The 17,367-nt window shown below is 46.0% G+C and carries 23 protein-coding genes; 22 read left to right on the top strand and 1 reads right to left on the bottom strand.

The annotated features are described in order from the left end of the window. The first annotated feature begins 8 nt into the window (after positions 1–8). The 22 genes from ftsY to ACKKE8_RS19035 all read left to right on the top strand — a co-directional run bounded on the left by ftsY (position 9) and on the right by ACKKE8_RS19035 (position 15,971). Positions 9–1,016: a signal recognition particle-docking protein FtsY gene (gene ftsY / locus ACKKE8_RS19140; RefSeq protein WP_409174445.1), complete on the top strand. Its 1,008-nt coding sequence runs from the start codon at positions 9–11 to the stop codon at positions 1,014–1,016. 143 nt (positions 1,017–1,159) lie between these two features. Continuing rightward, positions 1,160–1,498 carry a putative DNA-binding protein gene (locus ACKKE8_RS19135; RefSeq protein ID WP_016743283.1) on the top strand — a complete coding sequence of 113 codons (339 nt, stop codon included), beginning with the start codon at positions 1,160–1,162 and terminating at the stop codon, positions 1,496–1,498. Between the two features lie 10 nt (positions 1,499–1,508). Next, on the top strand, positions 1,509–2,921 hold the full coding sequence (gene ffh / locus ACKKE8_RS19130) for a signal recognition particle protein (protein WP_409174444.1): 1,413 nt from the start codon (positions 1,509–1,511) through the stop codon (positions 2,919–2,921). A 113-nt stretch (positions 2,922–3,034) separates the two neighbouring features. Next, the gene (rpsP, locus tag ACKKE8_RS19125) at positions 3,035–3,307 is read left to right on the top strand and encodes a 30S ribosomal protein S16 (RefSeq protein WP_007719713.1); all 273 of its coding nucleotides are present in this window, start codon (positions 3,035–3,037) and stop codon (positions 3,305–3,307) included. A 23-nt stretch (positions 3,308–3,330) separates the two neighbouring features. Then, the gene (locus ACKKE8_RS19120; RefSeq protein WP_007719711.1) at positions 3,331–3,558 is read left to right on the top strand and encodes a KH domain-containing protein; all 228 of its coding nucleotides are present in this window, start codon (positions 3,331–3,333) and stop codon (positions 3,556–3,558) included. A gap of 86 nt (positions 3,559–3,644) precedes the next feature. After that, positions 3,645–4,064, top strand: a complete 420-nt coding sequence (locus tag ACKKE8_RS19115; RefSeq protein ID WP_409174443.1) for a YlqD family protein — start codon at positions 3,645–3,647, stop codon at positions 4,062–4,064. Between the two features lie 15 nt (positions 4,065–4,079). After that, positions 4,080–4,607 (top strand): ribosome maturation factor RimM, encoded by a 528-nt coding sequence (rimM, locus tag ACKKE8_RS19110; protein ID WP_409174442.1) that lies wholly within the window; start codon positions 4,080–4,082, stop codon positions 4,605–4,607. A gap of 12 nt (positions 4,608–4,619) precedes the next feature. Beyond that, positions 4,620–5,351: a tRNA (guanosine(37)-N1)-methyltransferase TrmD gene (trmD, locus tag ACKKE8_RS19105; protein ID WP_409174441.1), complete on the top strand. Its 732-nt coding sequence runs from the start codon at positions 4,620–4,622 to the stop codon at positions 5,349–5,351. A gap of 167 nt (positions 5,352–5,518) precedes the next feature. Beyond that, a complete protein-coding gene (gene rplS / locus ACKKE8_RS19100) occupies positions 5,519–5,866 on the top strand; it encodes a 50S ribosomal protein L19 (protein WP_015891886.1) in 348 nt (115 codons plus the stop codon). 135 nt (positions 5,867–6,001) lie between these two features. Continuing rightward, positions 6,002–6,565, top strand: coding sequence for a signal peptidase I (gene lepB / locus ACKKE8_RS19095; RefSeq protein WP_056486462.1), 564 nt, complete (start codon positions 6,002–6,004; stop codon positions 6,563–6,565). A 28-nt stretch (positions 6,566–6,593) separates the two neighbouring features. After that, positions 6,594–7,487, top strand: a complete 894-nt coding sequence (ylqF, locus tag ACKKE8_RS19090) for a ribosome biogenesis GTPase YlqF (RefSeq protein ID WP_409174440.1) — start codon at positions 6,594–6,596, stop codon at positions 7,485–7,487. Between the two features lie 85 nt (positions 7,488–7,572). Continuing rightward, a complete protein-coding gene (locus ACKKE8_RS19085; RefSeq protein WP_409174439.1) occupies positions 7,573–8,349 on the top strand; it encodes a ribonuclease HII in 777 nt (258 codons plus the stop codon). A gap of 40 nt (positions 8,350–8,389) precedes the next feature. Next, complete coding sequence (locus ACKKE8_RS19080) at positions 8,390–10,282, top strand: hypothetical protein (protein ID WP_409174438.1); 1,893 nt, start codon at positions 8,390–8,392, stop codon at positions 10,280–10,282. Beyond that, on the top strand, positions 10,279–10,569 hold the full coding sequence (locus ACKKE8_RS19075) for an EscU/YscU/HrcU family type III secretion system export apparatus switch protein (protein ID WP_392429775.1): 291 nt from the start codon (positions 10,279–10,281) through the stop codon (positions 10,567–10,569). Before ACKKE8_RS19080 ends, ACKKE8_RS19075 begins: the two co-directional genes overlap by 4 nt. Continuing rightward, positions 10,569–10,946 carry a YraN family protein gene (locus ACKKE8_RS19070; RefSeq protein WP_409174437.1) on the top strand — a complete coding sequence of 126 codons (378 nt, stop codon included), beginning with the start codon at positions 10,569–10,571 and terminating at the stop codon, positions 10,944–10,946. Before ACKKE8_RS19075 ends, ACKKE8_RS19070 begins: the two co-directional genes overlap by 1 nt. A gap of 335 nt (positions 10,947–11,281) precedes the next feature. Further along, positions 11,282–13,126 carry an Ig-like domain-containing protein gene (locus ACKKE8_RS19065; RefSeq protein WP_409174436.1) on the top strand — a complete coding sequence of 615 codons (1,845 nt, stop codon included), beginning with the start codon at positions 11,282–11,284 and terminating at the stop codon, positions 13,124–13,126. A 96-nt stretch (positions 13,127–13,222) separates the two neighbouring features. After that, positions 13,223–13,999, top strand: a complete 777-nt coding sequence (locus ACKKE8_RS19060; protein ID WP_409174435.1) for a nucleotidyltransferase domain-containing protein — start codon at positions 13,223–13,225, stop codon at positions 13,997–13,999. 43 nt (positions 14,000–14,042) lie between these two features. Next, entirely contained in the window at positions 14,043–14,597 is a 555-nt protein-coding gene (locus tag ACKKE8_RS19055; RefSeq protein ID WP_409174434.1) for an NADAR family protein, read from the top strand. A gap of 38 nt (positions 14,598–14,635) precedes the next feature. Then, positions 14,636–14,923 carry a protein tyrosine phosphatase gene (locus ACKKE8_RS19050; RefSeq protein WP_409174433.1) on the top strand — a complete coding sequence of 96 codons (288 nt, stop codon included), beginning with the start codon at positions 14,636–14,638 and terminating at the stop codon, positions 14,921–14,923. A 104-nt stretch (positions 14,924–15,027) separates the two neighbouring features. Continuing rightward, positions 15,028–15,219: a hypothetical protein gene (locus ACKKE8_RS19045; RefSeq protein ID WP_409174432.1), complete on the top strand. Its 192-nt coding sequence runs from the start codon at positions 15,028–15,030 to the stop codon at positions 15,217–15,219. Between the two features lie 15 nt (positions 15,220–15,234). Beyond that, complete coding sequence (locus tag ACKKE8_RS19040; protein ID WP_409174431.1) at positions 15,235–15,411, top strand: hypothetical protein; 177 nt, start codon at positions 15,235–15,237, stop codon at positions 15,409–15,411. A 14-nt stretch (positions 15,412–15,425) separates the two neighbouring features. Then, positions 15,426–15,971 (top strand): RNA 2'-phosphotransferase, encoded by a 546-nt coding sequence (locus ACKKE8_RS19035; protein WP_409174430.1) that lies wholly within the window; start codon positions 15,426–15,428, stop codon positions 15,969–15,971. Positions 15,972–16,060: 89 nt separating this feature from the next. On the opposite strand, the gene ACKKE8_RS19030 is transcribed toward ACKKE8_RS19035, so the two are convergent. Then, positions 16,061–17,250 (bottom strand): IS3 family transposase gene (locus ACKKE8_RS19030; RefSeq protein ID WP_409174429.1). Its coding sequence is split into 2 segments (ribosomal slippage): positions 16,061–16,962 and positions 16,962–17,250, totalling 1,191 coding nucleotides; the frame shifts between segments, so codons are not numbered across the junction. Positions 17,251–17,367: the final 117 nt, after the last annotated feature.

Below are 17,367 nucleotides of genomic sequence, written 5' to 3'. Positions count from 1 at the left end.
AGATGAATATGAGTTTTTTCAAGCGCCTTCGTGATGCTATTGTCCAAAAGTCCGAAGAGGTCACCCAGAAGTTTACGGATGGCTTGGCTAAAACGAGAGACCTGTTAGTAGAAAAAGTAGAGGATTTGGTACGTCGCTACAAAAAGATCGACGATGACTTTTTCGATGAATTAGAGGAAATTTTGATTACGTCCGATGTGGGCGTCAATACCGTAATGGAGCTCATTGACGACCTGCGGACAGAGGTGCGCAAGCAAAAAATCGAGAATGCGATCGACCTGCAGCCCATTCTCTCAGAAAAACTGGTTGCCCTTTTGAAAAATGATGATGCTGCGGATACGGCTCTGAACGTAGAGAACGGTCGTCTGAACGTCATTTTGTTCGTAGGGGTAAACGGAGTTGGGAAAACGACCACAATCGGTAAAATGGCGCATATGTTCAAGCAGCAAAATAAAAAAGTGCTGCTGGCAGCAGGTGACACGTTCCGTGCAGCAGCGATTGAACAGCTGGAGGTCTGGGGAGAGCGTGTAGGAGTTGACGTAATCAAGCAGCAGCAAGGCTCTGATCCGGCTGCCGTGATCTACGATGCAGTTCAGGCAGCGAAATCCCGACAAGTCGATGTGCTGTTGTGCGATACCGCAGGCCGCTTGCAAAACAAAGTCAATCTGATGGAAGAGTTGGCGAAGGTTCACCGCGTATTGCAACGCGAATTGCCAGGCGCTCCGCACGAGGTCTTGCTAGTTTTGGACGCTACGACTGGGCAAAATGCGCTCTCGCAGGCGAAAACGTTTGGACAGTCTGCTGGTGTAACAGGTTTAGTCCTGACCAAGCTGGATGGTACAGCAAAGGGCGGTATCGTCATTGCGATTCGCAACGAGCTGAACATTCCGGTGAAATACGTCGGCTTGGGTGAAAGAATGGATGACTTGCAGCAGTTTGATCCTGAGCAATTTGTTCATGCGCTGTTTGCTGGATTGATCCAAAAAGATGAAACAGAACAGCAGGAAAATGCGTAAAAACATAGTGTTTCGAAGAGAAAAAAATGATGTCAATAAAAAAGCTTGACACTAGGTGTGGAATTAGGTACTATAATCTACGTGCTGTAAAGAAAAAGTCTTTACAGTTTGAAACGAGTACCTCATAGCAAAGGATTGGTTTCATGTTAGAAAAGACCAATCAAGTCAATCTCTTGTTTGACTTTTACGCGCCGCTACTCAAGGGCAAGCAGCGAGAATATCTTGAGCTGTATTATCTGGACGATTTATCGCTCGGAGAAATTGCCGAGATGCATGAGGTCAGCCGCCAAGCTGTTTATGATCATATTAAGCGGGCAGAGAAGCAACTGTTTGAATACGATCAGAAGCTGCGCCTCGCTGAGCGTCATGAAAAGCGCATGGACGTGTTGAATCGCATGAATGAACTTGTAAATGAGCTTTCGGAAAGCGAGACAAGAGACGAGCTGAATACTTTGCTCCACCAACTGTCAGAGATGGATTAGGAGGGCTCGCATGGCGTTTGAGAGCTTAGCCAATCGGCTGCAAAACGCGTTTGACAAACTGCGCGGCAGAGGGAAAATAGACGAGACCATCGTGAATGAAGCGATGCGTGAAGTTCGTCTGGCCCTGCTGGAAGCAGACGTTAACTTTAAAGTAGTAAAAGACTTCGTTGCTCGTGTCAAGGAGCGCGCAGTCGGTCAGGAAGTTATGAAAAGCCTGACGCCTGGTCAAATGGTGATCAAAATCGTGAATGAAGAGCTGGTCGCTCTGATGGGTGGCAACGTCGCTCAGCTCACGATGGCGCACCGCCCGCCGACCGTCATCATGATGGCAGGTCTGCAAGGGGCAGGTAAAACGACCACAACCGGTAAGCTGGCCAAGTACTTGCAAAAGCAAAACCGCAAGCCACTTCTGGTAGCGGGAGACATTTACCGTCCTGCTGCGATCAAGCAGCTTCAGGTTTTAGGGGATCAACTCAATGTTCCCGTCTTCACTCTCGGTGATCAAGTCAGTCCTGTCGATATCGCTCGCCAAGCGATTGAACACGCGAAGACGAATCATCTCGACGTAGTCCTCATCGATACAGCAGGTCGCCTGCATATTGACGAAGCGCTGATGGACGAGTTGAAACAAATTCGCGAGGTAACCAAGCCCGATGAGATTTTGCTCGTCGTGGATGCGATGACAGGTCAAGATGCCGTCAACGTAGCAGAGAGCTTTAACAGCCAGCTCGAACTGACTGGTGTGGTTCTCACGAAGCTCGACGGTGATACCCGAGGCGGTGCGGCACTGTCCGTCAAAGCTGTCACTGGCAAGCCGATCAAATTCGCGGCGATGGGTGAAAAGCTGGATGCACTCGAACCGTTCCATCCGGATCGTATGGCTTCCCGTATTTTGGGTATGGGGGACGTACTCAGCCTGATTGAAAAAGCACAGGCATCCGTGGATGAAGACAAAGCACGCGATATGGAACGCCAAATGCGTCAAGGTGAGTTTACCTTCGACATGTTCCTGGATTCCATGCAGCAGCTTCGTAACCTGGGTCCTTTTGAAGACATTCTCGGCATGCTGCCAGGAATGAACAAGATGAAGGGCAAAATGAACGTGGATGAGAAGCAGATTGCCCGCGTTGAAGCGATCGCCAAATCCATGACCAAACAAGAGCGCGCTAATCCTGATTTATTGAATGCCAGCCGTCGCAAGCGCATCGCAAGCGGAAGCGGAACGAGCATTCAAGAAGTCAATCGCTTCCTCAAGCAGTTCGAGGAAATGAAAAAGATGATGAAGCAATTCTCAGGCGCTGCTGACAAGATGGTCAAGAAGTCGAAGAAAAAAGGCTTAGGATTACCGTTTATGGGTAAAGGCGGAGGCAACAACCAAGGCGGGATGAACTTCCCCTTTAACTTCAAGCCACCGTTCAAGTGAGTAGGCATGATCTCTTCGCGACACTGACTTGTCAGCTGGCCGCGATGGTTCAGATATAGTAGCACCAACGCAGATGCTCTTCTAGCGTTGATTAATACAGGAGGTGACACAACATGGCAGTAAAAATCCGTCTGAAGCGTATGGGTTCCAAGAAAGCTCCTTTCTACCGTGTAGTAGTAGCTGACTCCCGTTCCCCACGCGATGGCCGTTTCATTGAAGAAATCGGTTACTACAATCCGGTTGCTCAACCGGCAGTGGTGAAAATTGATACCGACAAAGCGGTACAATGGATCCTGAATGGTGCAGCTCCAACTGATACCGTTCGTAACCTTCTCTCCAAAGAAGGCGTTATGGCTAAAGTGCACGAAACCAAATACGGCAAATAAGTCGGTCTTCTGGAGGTTTGATGATGAAAGCGCTGGTCGAAACGATCGCTAAAGCTCTCGTCGATCATCCGAATGAGGTTCGTGTTAACGCAGTGGACAAAGAGCGTACCCTTGTCTTTGAATTGTCGGTACACCCTGATGATATGGGGAAGATTATTGGCAAGCAAGGTCGAATCGCGAAAGCCCTGCGCACGGTCGTGATCGCCGCATCCGTGGAAACGGACAAGCGTGTCACGGTTGAAATTGTATGAGAAAAGGCTGGGAGCTTTCCCAGTCTTTTTTCTAGTATCCAAGATGCTCATAAACCATGATGGTTTTTCCGAAAGGAGTGGCGAAGGTGCTTACTATATTTCGGACGGTACAGGTTAAACTGATCATTACGGAAGCATCACGGGCTGCTCTCATTGATCAGTATAGCCAACGACTTCGTTTGCAGCGTAAAGAGTGGGAGCAGTGGCAGTTTCAATCGAAAAAGCTATTAACCGAGGCGAAGAAAAAGTCTGCGGATACATATGCGTTGGCGCAGGAAAAAATCGCGCAGGAAGAGCGTCGACGCAAGGAAAAGATAGATCACCTGACATATACCCTCCAGCAGGTAGAAAATCTCCCAGAGGGAAGCGAGATCGATTACCAGACTGTTCAAAGCCCTGTCACGATTCAAGAGGGCGATGTATGGGATGAAATTATGTCCGGAACGGAAATCATGATAAAAGACGGCCTGGTACATGAGATTCGGCTACAAACGAAAAATGGTTAACAAAGAAAAGGAGGAATGAACACGTTGAGCCAAAATAGTTTTTACGGAGTAGGCAAACTGGTTAATACGCATGGCCTGCGTGGTGAAGTACGTGTAACACCAACAACTGACTTTCCAGATCAGCGTTTTCGCAAAGGAAATGAGCTGTACTTGTTCCATCCGACACTCAGTGAGCCGCTAAAATTGAAAATCGCTTCTCGTCGCTCACATAAAAATTTTGAGATTGTGGGCTTTCAAGGCTATGAGCATATTAACGATATCGAAAAGTACAAGGGCGGAGAGTTGAAAATTCCAGAGGAAGCGCTGATGGAATTAGAAGAGGACGAGTTCTACATTCATCAGCTCGTCGGCTGCATCGTAGTAACCGACGAGGGCGAAGAACTGGGGAAAATCGTGGATGTCATGCAACCAGGAGCAAACGATGTGTGGGTAGTGAAGGGAAACCGCGGGGAAATCTTGCTGCCGTATATCGATGAATGCATCAAGGAAGTGGACATCGCGAACAAACGTGTGGTCTGCCATCTGATGGAAGGCTTGCTGTAGGAGGAACTTCAGATGCGGATCGATATTTTCACGCTCTTTCCCGAAATGTTTACAGGTGTTTTATCCAGCAGCATTTTGGGAAAGGCAAGCGAAAAAGAACTGGTTGATTTTCACGTCACCAATTTTCGCGATTTCTCTGAGAGCAAGCACGGTACGGTCGACGACACCCCTTATGGTGGTGGCGGTGGAATGGTGTTGAAGCCAGAGCCGTTGTTCCGGGCCGTAGAAGCCTTGACGGGCGAGAAAAAACCCCGAGTGATTCTGATGTGCCCACAGGGTGTGCCTTATCATCAGAAGCTTGCAGAAGAGTTAGCGCAAGAAGAGCACCTTGTCTTCATTTGCGGTCATTATGAAGGGTACGACGAGCGAATTCGGGAGCATCTTGTCACAGATGAGATCTCAATTGGCGATTACGTCCTGACTGGGGGAGAGCTTGCGGCGATGGTGGTCATTGACAGTGTCGTTCGTTTGCAACCAGGGGCGTTGGGAAACCAGACGTCAGCTGTTGAGGATTCCTTTTCAACAGGACTGCTCGAATACCCTCATTACACAAGACCGGCTGAGTTTCGCGGCTGGACAGTACCAGACGTACTGTTGTCAGGGCACCACGCCAATATTGAAAGCTGGCGGTTAAAAGAATCGCTGCGGCGAACAAAAGCACGGCGTCCAGATTTGTTGGAAAAGCTTGCGCTGACAGATGAAATGAAAAAGCTATTGGCTGAATTGGAGCAAGAAAAAAAGTAGGTAACAAATAGGAGAAGAGTCTTGTAGTTTTGTGCCCGCTGTGTTATTATACTTCTTGTGGCAATTTTGCCCGCTGACTAAGGCGGTCCGCTACTCGTAACGCAGCCTAAGCGGCTGGACCTACGGGTTAGACGAGTAAGAACGTCTATCGGAAGGAGGAAACTCAAATGAACCAAATTATCCGTGAACTGGAAAAAGCGCAATTGAAACAGGACATTCCTGCGTTCCGACCTGGTGACACTGTTCGTGTACACGTTAAGGTTATCGAGGGTCAGCGTGAGCGTATCCAGCTGTTCGAAGGCGTATGCATTCGCCGTCGCGGTACAGGTATCAGCGAAACATTTACAGCTCGTAAGATTTCTTACGGCGTAGGTGTTGAGCGTACATTCCCAGTACACACGCCTAAGATCGACAAGATCGAAATCGTGCGTCATGGTAAAGTACGTCGTGCGAAACTGTACTATCTGCGCGATCGCGTAGGTAAAGCAGCTCGTATTAAAGAAATTCGTCGATAAGCGTAAAGCTTAGAAAGAGGACTGGCCTGCTTGCCAGGCCTCTTTTTTCCATTTAACGATCTTGAAATAAAATAGTTCATCTTGACATATGTTACAGCTAAGGTTGGACGAGCTTTCATGGGAGGATCGTAAGTCATGAGCGAAGAAATTACCTCCAGTCATAAGAAGAAAAATGAACTATGGGAATGGATAAAGGCACTTGGGATCGCCTTAGTCTTGGCGTTTCTCATCCGTACCTTTTTGTTCGCCCCGTTTATTGTAGAAGGCGAATCCATGGAAAGTACATTACATAACAGCGAAAAATTAGTTGTGAACAAGGCGATTTACTTTTTGCAAGATCCGAAGCCTGGTGAAATTATCGTGTTCCATGCTGAAAAGGAACGAGATTACATCAAGAGAGTCATTGCTGTTGAGGGTGACACAGTAGAGGTCAAAAGCGATCAGCTGCTGGTCAATGGCAAAGTGGTAGAGGAACCGTATCTTGCACAATTAAGAGAACAAGCGAAGCAGCAGGGAGAGCCGTTCTTTACCCACGATTTTCCCCCGGTCCAAATACCAGCAGACCATATCTTTGTGATGGGCGACAACAGATTGAACAGTCATGACAGCAGAGCCATCGGTCCTGTTGCCGTCAGTACGGTTGTTGGTAGAGCTGAATTTACTTTTTGGCCGGTTGCGGGAATTCGCTTGACAAGATAATGCAAAGCTTCAAGGTAGGTGAGACATCATGACGATCCAATGGTTTCCTGGCCATATGGCTAAAGCACGTCGTCAAGTAACGGAAAAGCTGAAGTTAATCGATGTAGTCATTGAGCTTCTCGATGCACGTCTGCCGCTTTCCAGCCGTAATCCGATGATTGACGAGATTGTCAGTGATAAACCACGTTTGATATTACTTAACAAAGCAGATTTGGCGGATGAACGGGCAACAGATGAGTGGATTGCTTATTTTCGCAAACAAGGCATTCGCACATTGCCGATTGATGCCCTGAGTGGTAAAGGTGTCAACAAGCTCCCAGAAATGTGTAAGGAGCTAGCTGCTGACATGCTGGCAAAGCGCAGTGAGCGGGGGATGCAAGGTCGTGCCATCCGCATCATGATCTTGGGAATTCCCAATGTCGGCAAGTCTTCCCTCATTAACCGCTTGTCCAAGCGCTCCGTAGCGGCAACAGGTGATCGTCCGGCGGTAACCAAGGCGCAACAATGGGTAAAAATGGGAGATACACTGGAGCTTCTCGATACGCCTGGTATTCTTTGGCCGAAATTTGAAGATCAGATGGTAGGTCTGCGATTGGCGGCAAGTGGGGCAATTAAAGACGAGCTCATCGATTTTACGGAGGTAGCATTATTTGTCATCAGCTACATGATGCACTACTATCCGGAACGCCTGATCGAACGCTTCAAGCTAAAAGAATTGCCTGAGGATCGAGTAGAAATGCTTGAAGAAATCGGGAAGAAGCGCGGATGTCTCATTTCTGGCGGAAATATCGACTACGACAAGGCAGCGGAAATTTTCCTGCGTGAGCTGCGTTCCGGCAAGCTGGGAACGATCTCTGTCGAGCGCCCAATTGACTGGGAAATGGACGAACCGATTGGTAAGCCAGTATCTTTTCCAGAATAAGCTTTCCAGCCATCAAAAACCTGTCTATCGACATATACGGTAGGCAGGTTTTTTAGTATGAGAATCTGTAAGGAGAAATGAGTCAATGAATCTAGCGGATATGTCGATAAAAGAAATACGAGTGACGATGGAAAAGTTGGACGAGGTACCTAAAGATTTTTTACAATTGCTGAAAGAAGATAAAAGAGCGGGTGTACAGGCTCTGGCGAAGCAGGCGGAAGCAGCGATTGCGCGTCAAGAGAAGCTCGCACAGATGTGGGCTGACATGACCGTCTATGAGAAAGCCATGTTTGATAAGGGGGATCAATACATATTCGGGGTAGATGAGGTCGGACGAGGACCATTGGCTGGTCCAGTTGTCGCGTGTGCCGTGTGCCTGCCTAAGGATTTTTACTTGCCAGGTCTGAATGACTCGAAGAAGATACCCGTATCCACTCGGGAAGCTTTTTGCGAAATCATTCAAAGAGATGCGCTTGCTGTTGGGATCGGAATTGTCGATGCAGCAAGAATTGATTCAATCAATATATTGGCTGCTACAAAAGAAGCGATGAAGCTGGCGATCCAACAGGCAGGTAAAGCGCCAGATGCATTACTGATTGACGCTGTGCAGCTAACCGGAATGGATTGCGTGCAGGTTCCGATTATCGGGGGAGATGCCAAGAGTGTCTCGATTGCAGCCGCATCGATCGTAGCGAAGGTCACCCGTGATCGATTGATGGCCCAGTATGCCGAACAATATCCAGCCTATGGCTTTGACAAACACGCAGGCTACGGCACCCCTGAGCATTTAGCAGCAATCGCTCGATTTGGACCTACTCCGATTCATCGCAAGACATTCACTGGCGTAAAAGAACACGCCTAAAAAGTGCTAGTAACATACTGCCTATAGGAGGAGGATCTGCATGTTTTCCCCGTCGCAACTTATTCAATCATTCGTGCAAAAAGCACCCATATCCGCTCCGAAGCCGGTTGAGCTTACTCCCGGACAAGTGTTTAAAGGCACGGTAATCAAGCATTACCCGGACAATATGGCGCTCGTACAAGTCGGGGGAATGCAGGTTCAGGCTAAAATGGAAGCAAGTCTGGAACCGGGCCAGAAAGCTTGGCTGCAAGTTCAACCATCAACAGGTGTCGTCACGTTGAAGGTTTTGGAAAGCGTCGGGGAAGGAGCTGGCAAAGACGCCTCTCTAGAAGGGCTAATGCGATCACTAGGGATTGCCGATACAAAAGAGAACAAAGCGATCGTGCAAGCTCTGCTTGGTGCCAATCTTCCTGTGAACAAGGAAACCATACAAGCTTTTTCAGCCGTTGCTGGGCGATTAGGCGTAGACAATGCCACTATTGAGGCATTCATGACTGCCATGAAACGAAATTTGCCACTGACTCCCGATACAATCGCAGGGCTCAAAGCTTTTTTATCGGACAAGCCAATGGGTCAGCTCATACAAAACCTGTTGCAACAAACCTCGCTCTTTTTAGAGGGAGAGGGCCAGCCTGCACAGACGACAGGGCAGCTGCCTCAAAGCCAATCACAGCAAGTCCCCGGACAAGCTAATGCAGCAATGGGAGATGTCAACCAGCTTGTTAGTCAGTTAAAAGAAAAGTTGACCGGACTCTCTTTACTTATTGCGGGCAGCGATGGGACAGACGAGGGACTGGCAGTCAAGCAAATGCCACAAGGGAATCAGCCCAATCAAGGTGCTTCGCAAAACGCGACTGGAGGAAGCCAGACTCAGCCGCTGCCTGCGCAGAGCGGTCAGCCTTCAGCGCAAGTGCAGACATCACCCCAACCATCAACTCAGGCTTTCAGTAGCATACCATCGCCATCACAACCTGTTTCGTCAACTGTTTCCACTGAGACAGTACCTGCACTAAACACTGCCGGTAAGCAGGTGGAATCGCAGCAAAACGCCATGACCGGAAAGAGTAATCAGTTGCTGCCTAACGAGACCAGTGGTCCAAGCGTCGACTCAAAAATTGCTCGAAATGAGCCATTGCCTATTCCTCAGTCATCACAAATGAATCAGGAGCCGATCCAAAACAAGCAGATGGCAGAGCAAAGGGCCGTAGTGACAGATGCGGGGCAAAAAGTCATTCCACAAATGATGCCTCAAGCATCTGGTGCAGCGAATGGAGCCACAGCTGCTAACCCGATTGCTGAATTGTTTCGTCATTTAGGCGTAACCCACGAGAGGGAATTGATGGGACAGGCATTTTCACAGGGGACAATCGATTCGCATTCATTAAAGCAGATGGATACAGTCAAATCCCTCTTGCTGCAAATCAGTCAAGCGCCAGCTCAGGCACTTCCAACCGCCTTGCGTGAAGCTGCTGATCAACTGCTGCAACAAGTGACCGGACAACAGTTGATGATGGTACAGCCCTCAAACCAAGCTTTGTCTCAAATCGTTATGCAAATACCGATTCGCCAAGGTGAGGGGGATGAGACGGCTTTCGTCCAAATTGAGTCGAAAAAGAAAGGCTCTGGACAGCTTGATCCGGAGAACTGCCGTCTATTCTTTCATTTGGAACTCCAAAGTATGGGGACAACCATGATTGATGTAAGTATCGTGAATCGAATCGTTAACCTGCAAATTTTTAACGATACACCATGGGTGGAAGCACTCATTCAAGGGTCCAAGGATCGTTTTGCTGACCAATTACAGGACGTTGGTTACCATCTATCAGCTATGCGGGTCCAGCCAGTCCCGGCAGAGCGCGGCAAGTCAACAAGTCCGATCCAAGCCAAAGGCCCCATCCTGGCTGACTATAAAGGGGTTGACCTTCGCGTATGAAGCCGCCATCCTCTTCAGAGCAAAAACGCAAACAGGCAGTTGCGCTAAAATACCAGGCGGGTACCATGGAAGCCCCAAAGATTGTGGCAAAAGGCAAGGGGTACGTAGCTGACAATATACTGAAGACAGCAAAGGAGCATGATATTCCGGTACAAGAGGATCCATCACTTGTAGAGGTTTTGGGCAAGCTCGATTTGGATCAACAAATTCCTCCGGAGCTGTATCAAGTTGTGGCAGAAATCCTTGCTTTTGTCTATCGCATCGATAAAGGTGGAGGAACCAAATAATGAGCGATCGCCGCCGTCTTCTTGGTCAAAGAGGAGAACAGCTTGCTGAAAGCTATTTAGTGAACAAGGGTTTCCGCATTGTCGATCGAAATGTTCGAACAAAACGTGGGGAAATGGATTTGATTGCTCTAGACGGAAATTGCTTGGTTTTCATTGAGGTTCGAACGAGGAGCAGTCAATTTTTTGGAACAGCGGGCGAGTCCATTACTTGGAAGAAGAAACAGAAGCTGCGTGAGCTTGCCATCGAATACTTGCAAAAAACTTCACAGCCAATCCCGGCCTTTCGCTTTGATGTCATCGCGATTTACACCGGTACATCAACACAAGGTGGAGACTTCATGAAGCCGGTCATTGAGCATTATGAGAGTGCTTTCTAGGAAAAACGGGCTCTTGACCACGAATATATTGGGGATACGTCTACAGCATCAGTCGCAGAGCCAGCGTACTATGTACTGTACTCGACGCGATGAAACTCCTCCAAGCATCAAAATTCGCTTTCCGGCTCAAAAGCTGGGAAGCATTTTTTTTTGATAAAACGGATCGATTCGTACAGACAAGCCCATAACTAGTATCACTTTTGCTTTTGAATCTGGGATTTCGACAATTGTTTGAAAGAAAAACAAATGTTTTTCAAAAAAATAGCCGATTTGGTGTGACATTTTTCCATCTCATTCGTCAATAGTAGTATAGGAAATAATTTGGAGGTAAAAACATGAAAAAGATTAAGAACAGTTTAATGAAAAACGTCTCCTTAGCGGTAGCAACTATTTGTACTGTTCAGTTTTCAATTACAGGCATTGCTTCTGCACAAGTCACGACACCACAACCTATTGAAGCTTATAGTATGGTAGCAAGCTCTACTGGTTTGAAAGCAAGCGTAGGCTCAGTGAACGTCACGATTGGGGATACAGAAACCATTCGCCTTACTTATAATGGCAGCCCTATCGATAACGCATTGGTTGATTGGGAAATTGGCAGCTCCAGCATCGCTTCTGTCAGCAATGGGGTTGTGTACGGTAAGAAAGTAGGAACGACTGTTGTAACTGCTAGATACAACGGTTATCGAGCTACAGTTAGAGTGACTGTTGATAGAGCACAGATTCTCGAAGCAACGAAAACAGAGGTTTCTGTTAAAAAAGGTAAAAAAACAAACGTTAGTTTGAAATTTGCGGGCAGCAGTCTCCCTGGATCAAGAGCGACTTGGAAAACCGCGGATAAAACAGTTGCAACTGTTGACGATGGTGAAATCAAAGGTGTAGGCGAAGGAAGCACTGTCATTACTGCTAGCTACAAAGACCAAGAGGTAGAAATCCGTGTTGATGTTGAAGGCGGAAATTCTGATGGTAAGCTGGAAGCAGATGTTACCCAGCTGAAAATGGAAAAAGGCGATAAAGAAACCATTAAGTTGACGTATGACGACGATAAACTTTCCGGTTCAAAAGCAACCTGGAAAACTTCAAAGTCCTCTGTAGCAACTGTAAACGATGATGGTGTCGTTACTGCAAAAGGCAAAGGTACAGCAACGATCACTGCAAAATACAAAGGCTACGAAGTAGAGGTTGACGTTTATGTAGATACAGACAGTTCTGGTAAACTGGAAGCAGATGATACCAGCATTTCTTTGAAAAAAGGCGACAAAGAAACCGTTAAGCTGAAATACGATGGTGATACACTCAGCGGTTCGAAAGCAACTTGGAGAACAAACAGATCCTCTGTAGCTACCGTAGATGATGGTGTGATTACAGCAAAAGGAACCGGTACGGCTACCATTACAGCTGAATACAAAGGTCATAAGGTTGAAATTGAAGTAAAAGTAGATATCTCCTCTGGTAGACTTGAAGCAGAAGAAACAAGAATCTCCATGAAAAAAGGGCAGCAAGACTTTGTACTGCTCAAATACGATAATGAAAGAATTTCTCTTTCCAGTGCAACTTGGAGAACATCTAATTCTTCCGTAGCAACTGTAAATAGCAGTGGTGTGATTACAGCCCAAGGCAAAGGTACCGCTACTATTACAGCAGAATACAAAGGCTACAAGGCAGAAATTGAAGTAAAAGTAGATACTACTTCCTCAGACATGCTGGAAGCAAGCGATACGAGCATTACCTTGAAAAAAGGCGCGAAAGAAACGATTCGACTGAAATACGATGGCAGTTCAATCAGCGGTTCAAAAGCATCTTGGAAAACTTCTAAATCTTCCGTAGCAACCGTTAGCAGCACTGGTACCATTACAGCAAAAGCTAAAGGTACAGCAACCATTACAGCTACGTATAAAGGCGAAAAAGTTGAAATTGAAGTAAAAGTGGACAGCAAAAGCTCAGGCAAGCTGGAAGCAGATGACACAAGCATTACCATTAAAAAAGGTGACTCCGAAAAAATCAAGCTCACCTATGATGGCGATGACATCAGCAGCTCTAAAGCGAAATGGAAGTCCTCTAAATCATCCGTAGCTTCTGTATCCAGCAGCGGTTCGGTAAAAGGTAAAAAGAAAGGTAAGGCCACGATTACAGCTGAATACAAAGGCTATGAAGTGGAAATCGAAGTAACAGTAAAATAATGGAAGACAGGAAGCTCGCTGAATCTTAATTGGTTCAGCGAGTTTTTTTCCAAGAGGAAGGAAATCCTGTTATTTGTTGTGGAGGAGGAAAGAATCTTGAGAGAAATCATCTTGGAAAAATTAAAAGAAATCGAGCAAGCGCATGACTTAAAAGTATTGTTCGCTGTTGAATCAGGAAGCCGGGCATGGGGATTTCCGTCCAAAGATAGCGATTATGATGTACGTTTCGTCTATGTGAAGAAACCGGAATGGTATTTGTCCATTGACGACAAACGGGATGTGGTGGAAGTACCGATCAATGACCTTTTAGATATAAACGGCTGGGATATTCGAAAAGCGCTTAAGCTATTTCGAAAATCGAATCCGCCACTACAAGAATGGCTTGTGTCAGACATTGTTTATCTCGATACACTTGGCTTTCGAGATGAGCTGGTAAGGTTGCAAGGGGAAATATTTTCGCCAAAGGCTTCCTTGCATCATTACCTCAGTATGGCAAAGGGGAATTTTCGGGACTACCTTCAAGGCGAGCAAGTCAAAATCAAAAAATATTTTTACGTGTTACGCCCGATCCTCGCATGCATCTGGATCGAAACGTATCATACGAATCCACCCATTGGATTTGATCAGTTAGTTGCAGAGCTGATAACCGATGCTACGTTAAAAGGTAAAATTTCTGAGCTGCTCCAAAGAAAAATAGCTGGGGATGAGTTGAACTGGGAGCCAAGAATCGAAGAGCTTCACCATTTTATTGAGGAACAAATTGAGCGCCTGACTGCACTGACTAGCCAATATACAAATGATCTGGAGGACCCAACAGACAAGCTGGATGAGATATTTCGAAAATATTTGCAGAAGGCGTGGATTGTCAGTTAGTTACGATGGAAACGTTACGATAGATAGGGAGGTACAAATATTTATGCAGGATCATATCCGAAAACATATACAGCAACCTCTCGAAATTCACTTCGATCAACCAGATAAACCTTACGGCTGCTTCTCCCATTTCTCCGGTCATCCAATTGAGTTGGAAGGAGAACTATGGACAACTTTGGAACACTATTTGCAAGCCCAGAAAGCCTCAGGGAAGATCCTTGAAAAAGAGATCATGCGCAAGGCATTACAGGCAAAAGTAGAACAGTACCCTGTCATTCGTGAAATTCTGCTCTCTACTGGGGATGCAGCCATAATCGATCGTACGAGTAACGATCCAAACATACTAGGAAAATTGTGGATGGAAGCACGTGCAAGTCTAGAGGGGTACCAACCGCACTTCTATTTGCCGCCATGGATTGTGTTTCCAGAAGAGCATCCTTATAGTTTGTTTTGGCGGATGGGATTTGGTGAGGACTATGTCATGCATTATTGGCCATGGCTAGAGGAAATGAGCAAGGATGCCAGGAAAGAGTATGACGCTTATTTTCCGGTACCAGAGGAATGGAAGGTTGAAGATTTGGATGGGGAGGAAGAATGAAGCTACTGTTCATTTGCAGCAGAAATAAATGAAGGAGCTTGACGGCAGAAAGGATTTTTCACGGGATCAATGACTATGAGGTAAGATCAGCAGGTACTGAAACTGGGGCGCGTATCGAAGTAACAAGTGGTCTTATCCGCTGGGCAGATCTCATTTTTTGTATGGAGAAAAAACATGTAAGGCGGTTACAAGAAAAGTTTAGCTCGGAACTGATGGAAAAAAGGATCATTTGCTTGGGCATCCCTGATGAATATGTGTACATGGATGAGGAGCTGATCGAGATTTTAAAATCGAATGTTTCCGCATATATAGAGATTCCGGATTAGGCTGTTATTACCCGGTGTCGATGTATACCGGATTATTATGTATAATAAGGATGATATGGCTCGATCGCACTATCCATACTTATCGTAAAGCGAGGATTTTCACCATGAAGAAAAAACTTGTACTGGTTCTAGATGTTGAAATAGCAGACAAAGCTGATATGCAGCAACTGGCCGATTCTATGTCCACAGCCATTCAATCCGTGGAAGGGATTGCCTTGCAAGACCTGGTTATGTTTGATAACGATGAAAACAATGCTGACAAGCTAATTGCTAACATAAGAAAAGAAATGGCCTAATAAGGAGAGCGTCCTGTGTTTTTCGTTTATGTTCTGGCTTACCTGATCGTTGCTCTCCTCTATGGACTTTGGACGATGAAAAGCCAACAGCTCTGGGTTCGACTAACAGGAAATTTCATCGTTCACCTATTTATTGCTGCAATCATGAGTCTCGGTTACTTTTTTGCGGAAAGAAGTGGCAATGACCTGTAATGGGAGATGAGTGTATGGATTATCAAAAATTGAGTAAAGAACTGTCCTATGCGCTTCGTCATGCCCCCCATGAATATGAGCTTGAGTTAGACGAACAAGGATGGGTACCTATCAAGCAATTGCTTTTGTCACTTCATGAACAGCGCAAGTGGCGAGCGGTTACCGAAGAAGATTTACATACGATGATTGCGTTATCAGAAAAAAAGCGCCATGAGATCAATCAAGGCAAAATTCGCGCCCTCTATGGACATTCAATGCCGCAAAAGATCCAAAAGGAAGAAAAAGAACCGCCTGCGTATCTTTTTCACGGTACGCCGCAAAGATTCCTCGATTCTATTTTGGCTAGTGGGCTTGTTCCAAAAGGAAGACAGTATGTGCATCTGTCTGAAGACGTCCAAACAGCAGAGCAGGTTGGAAAAAGAAGAGACGATCATCCCGTACTTTTGCGAATCGATGCGAGGCAAGCTTGGCAAGATGGCGTGAAGTTTTACCATGGAAATGAGCTCGTATGGTTAGCAGATCACGTGCAAAAAGAGTATATCTCCGTATATCAGAAGTAGCTCGATTTGCTCGAAAAGAATCAACACAGCATAAGAAAAGACTCGCATTCGTGGTCTTACCCCTGTCAAGTAGACACAATTAAAAAAGCCTAAGCAGCCAGTGTGTTTCGGTATTCAACCGGGGCACACTGGTTTAATTTTTTCTGGAACCGTTCATGGTTATAAAACCAAATGTATTTTTCAATGGCTTGAAAGAGATCTTCTTCTGTCTTACACTCAGTAAAGTACAATGTCTCAGTTTTGAGATGCGAGAAAAAGGATTCGATGCAGGCGTTATCAAGGCAGTTTCCTTTGCGAGAGTGGCTGCCACTTATGCCAAGTTCCTTTATTCGCTTATTGTACTGTCGAGACGTGTATTGGAAGCCCTGATCTGAATGTAGGGTTGCTTTCAGCACGTCTCTTTCTTCGTTTAGCTGCCCCACAGTGTCTAACACAAGTTGTAAATCATTTCGCTTGGAAACTTTCCAGGCAACAACTTCGTTGTTAAAAAGGTCCTGAATGACCGAAAGGTAATAGTAACGGTTATGAAGTGCAACATACGTAATATCTGTTACAAATACCTCATTGGGCTTGTCCGCTCTAAACTTACGGTTAAGTAAGTTGGGATATACAATCGAAGGTGCTTTACCAAAATAGCGGCGCTTCCTCCTGATGATGGATTGAAGGTTTAATTCTTTCATCAGGCGGTATATTCGCTTATGATTCGCATTCAATCCCTTCTTCTTTAATGCTATCTGCATTCGTGGATAACCATAGTATGGATGCTCCAAATGAATCGCCATCATATGCTTTTTCAGAATCTGATCTAACTCATTTCTTGCTGACGGCTTTCCTTTGGTGCTAAGCCATTTGTAAAAACCCGACCGTGACACTTGCGCAATTTCTACCAACCACGTTAGTGGATATTTTTTACGCAGCTCGTTTATGATCGTAAAGCGAGTTATTTTCCATACCTTCCCCCCAGATGCAGATTGGGATTGCGCTTTTTTAGGTATTCTACCTGCGCCTTTAGATAGTCCCTTTCTTCTTCCACAGTAGCAAACTTGGTTCTTGGACGACCAACAAATGGGGTGTCACTAGAACCATTCTTTCCTCTTTGATCCACAAAACCTTCGCCTTTATTCTTCTTTCGAACCCATTGTAGAACTTGTGTTTTACTAGGTATCCCTAATTCCTTAGCTATTGCTTTATAACCCATCTCTCCCTGTTGATACATGTTTACTGCTCTCAGCTTAAACTCCTCGGAATAACGCTTGAATATTTGACCTTTTTTAGCCATGAGAAAATCCCCTCCAAGTAGAGTGTACCACCCACCGTTAGGTGGGCGGGCTTTTTACACTGTCTACTCAAAGGGGATAATATCATTCGAACGCGGGTCTTTTTTATATCAAGGTTA

It is taken from the genome of Brevibacillus fortis (assembly GCF_046196545.1).
GTDB classification, from domain to species: domain Bacteria; phylum Bacillota; class Bacilli; order Brevibacillales; family Brevibacillaceae; genus Brevibacillus; species Brevibacillus fortis_A.
The sequence above is the reverse complement of the archived record's forward strand: the minus strand, read 5'-3'. Positions and strand labels throughout refer to the sequence as shown.

Coding starts and splice junctions, on each gene's coding strand:
- ftsY (WP_409174445.1), top strand. CDS start 9: ATGAGTTTTTTCAAGCGCCTTCGTGATGCTATTGTCCAAAAGTCCGAA.
- ACKKE8_RS19135 (WP_016743283.1), top strand. CDS start 1,160: ATGTTAGAAAAGACCAATCAAGTCAATCTCTTGTTTGACTTTTACGCG.
- ffh (WP_409174444.1), top strand. CDS start 1,509: ATGGCGTTTGAGAGCTTAGCCAATCGGCTGCAAAACGCGTTTGACAAA.
- rpsP (WP_007719713.1), top strand. CDS start 3,035: ATGGCAGTAAAAATCCGTCTGAAGCGTATGGGTTCCAAGAAAGCTCCT.
- ACKKE8_RS19120 (WP_007719711.1), top strand. CDS start 3,331: ATGAAAGCGCTGGTCGAAACGATCGCTAAAGCTCTCGTCGATCATCCG.
- rimM (WP_409174442.1), top strand. CDS start 4,080: ATGAACACGTTGAGCCAAAATAGTTTTTACGGAGTAGGCAAACTGGTT.
- trmD (WP_409174441.1), top strand. CDS start 4,620: ATGCGGATCGATATTTTCACGCTCTTTCCCGAAATGTTTACAGGTGTT.
- rplS (WP_015891886.1), top strand. CDS start 5,519: ATGAACCAAATTATCCGTGAACTGGAAAAAGCGCAATTGAAACAGGAC.
- lepB (WP_056486462.1), top strand. CDS start 6,002: ATGAGCGAAGAAATTACCTCCAGTCATAAGAAGAAAAATGAACTATGG.
- ylqF (WP_409174440.1), top strand. CDS start 6,594: ATGACGATCCAATGGTTTCCTGGCCATATGGCTAAAGCACGTCGTCAA.
- ACKKE8_RS19085 (WP_409174439.1), top strand. CDS start 7,573: ATGAATCTAGCGGATATGTCGATAAAAGAAATACGAGTGACGATGGAA.
- ACKKE8_RS19080 (WP_409174438.1), top strand. CDS start 8,390: ATGTTTTCCCCGTCGCAACTTATTCAATCATTCGTGCAAAAAGCACCC.
- ACKKE8_RS19075 (WP_392429775.1), top strand. CDS start 10,279: ATGAAGCCGCCATCCTCTTCAGAGCAAAAACGCAAACAGGCAGTTGCG.
- ACKKE8_RS19070 (WP_409174437.1), top strand. CDS start 10,569: ATGAGCGATCGCCGCCGTCTTCTTGGTCAAAGAGGAGAACAGCTTGCT.
- ACKKE8_RS19065 (WP_409174436.1), top strand. CDS start 11,282: ATGAAAAAGATTAAGAACAGTTTAATGAAAAACGTCTCCTTAGCGGTA.
- ACKKE8_RS19055 (WP_409174434.1), top strand. CDS start 14,043: ATGCAGGATCATATCCGAAAACATATACAGCAACCTCTCGAAATTCAC.
- ACKKE8_RS19045 (WP_409174432.1), top strand. CDS start 15,028: ATGAAGAAAAAACTTGTACTGGTTCTAGATGTTGAAATAGCAGACAAA.
- ACKKE8_RS19035 (WP_409174430.1), top strand. CDS start 15,426: ATGGATTATCAAAAATTGAGTAAAGAACTGTCCTATGCGCTTCGTCAT.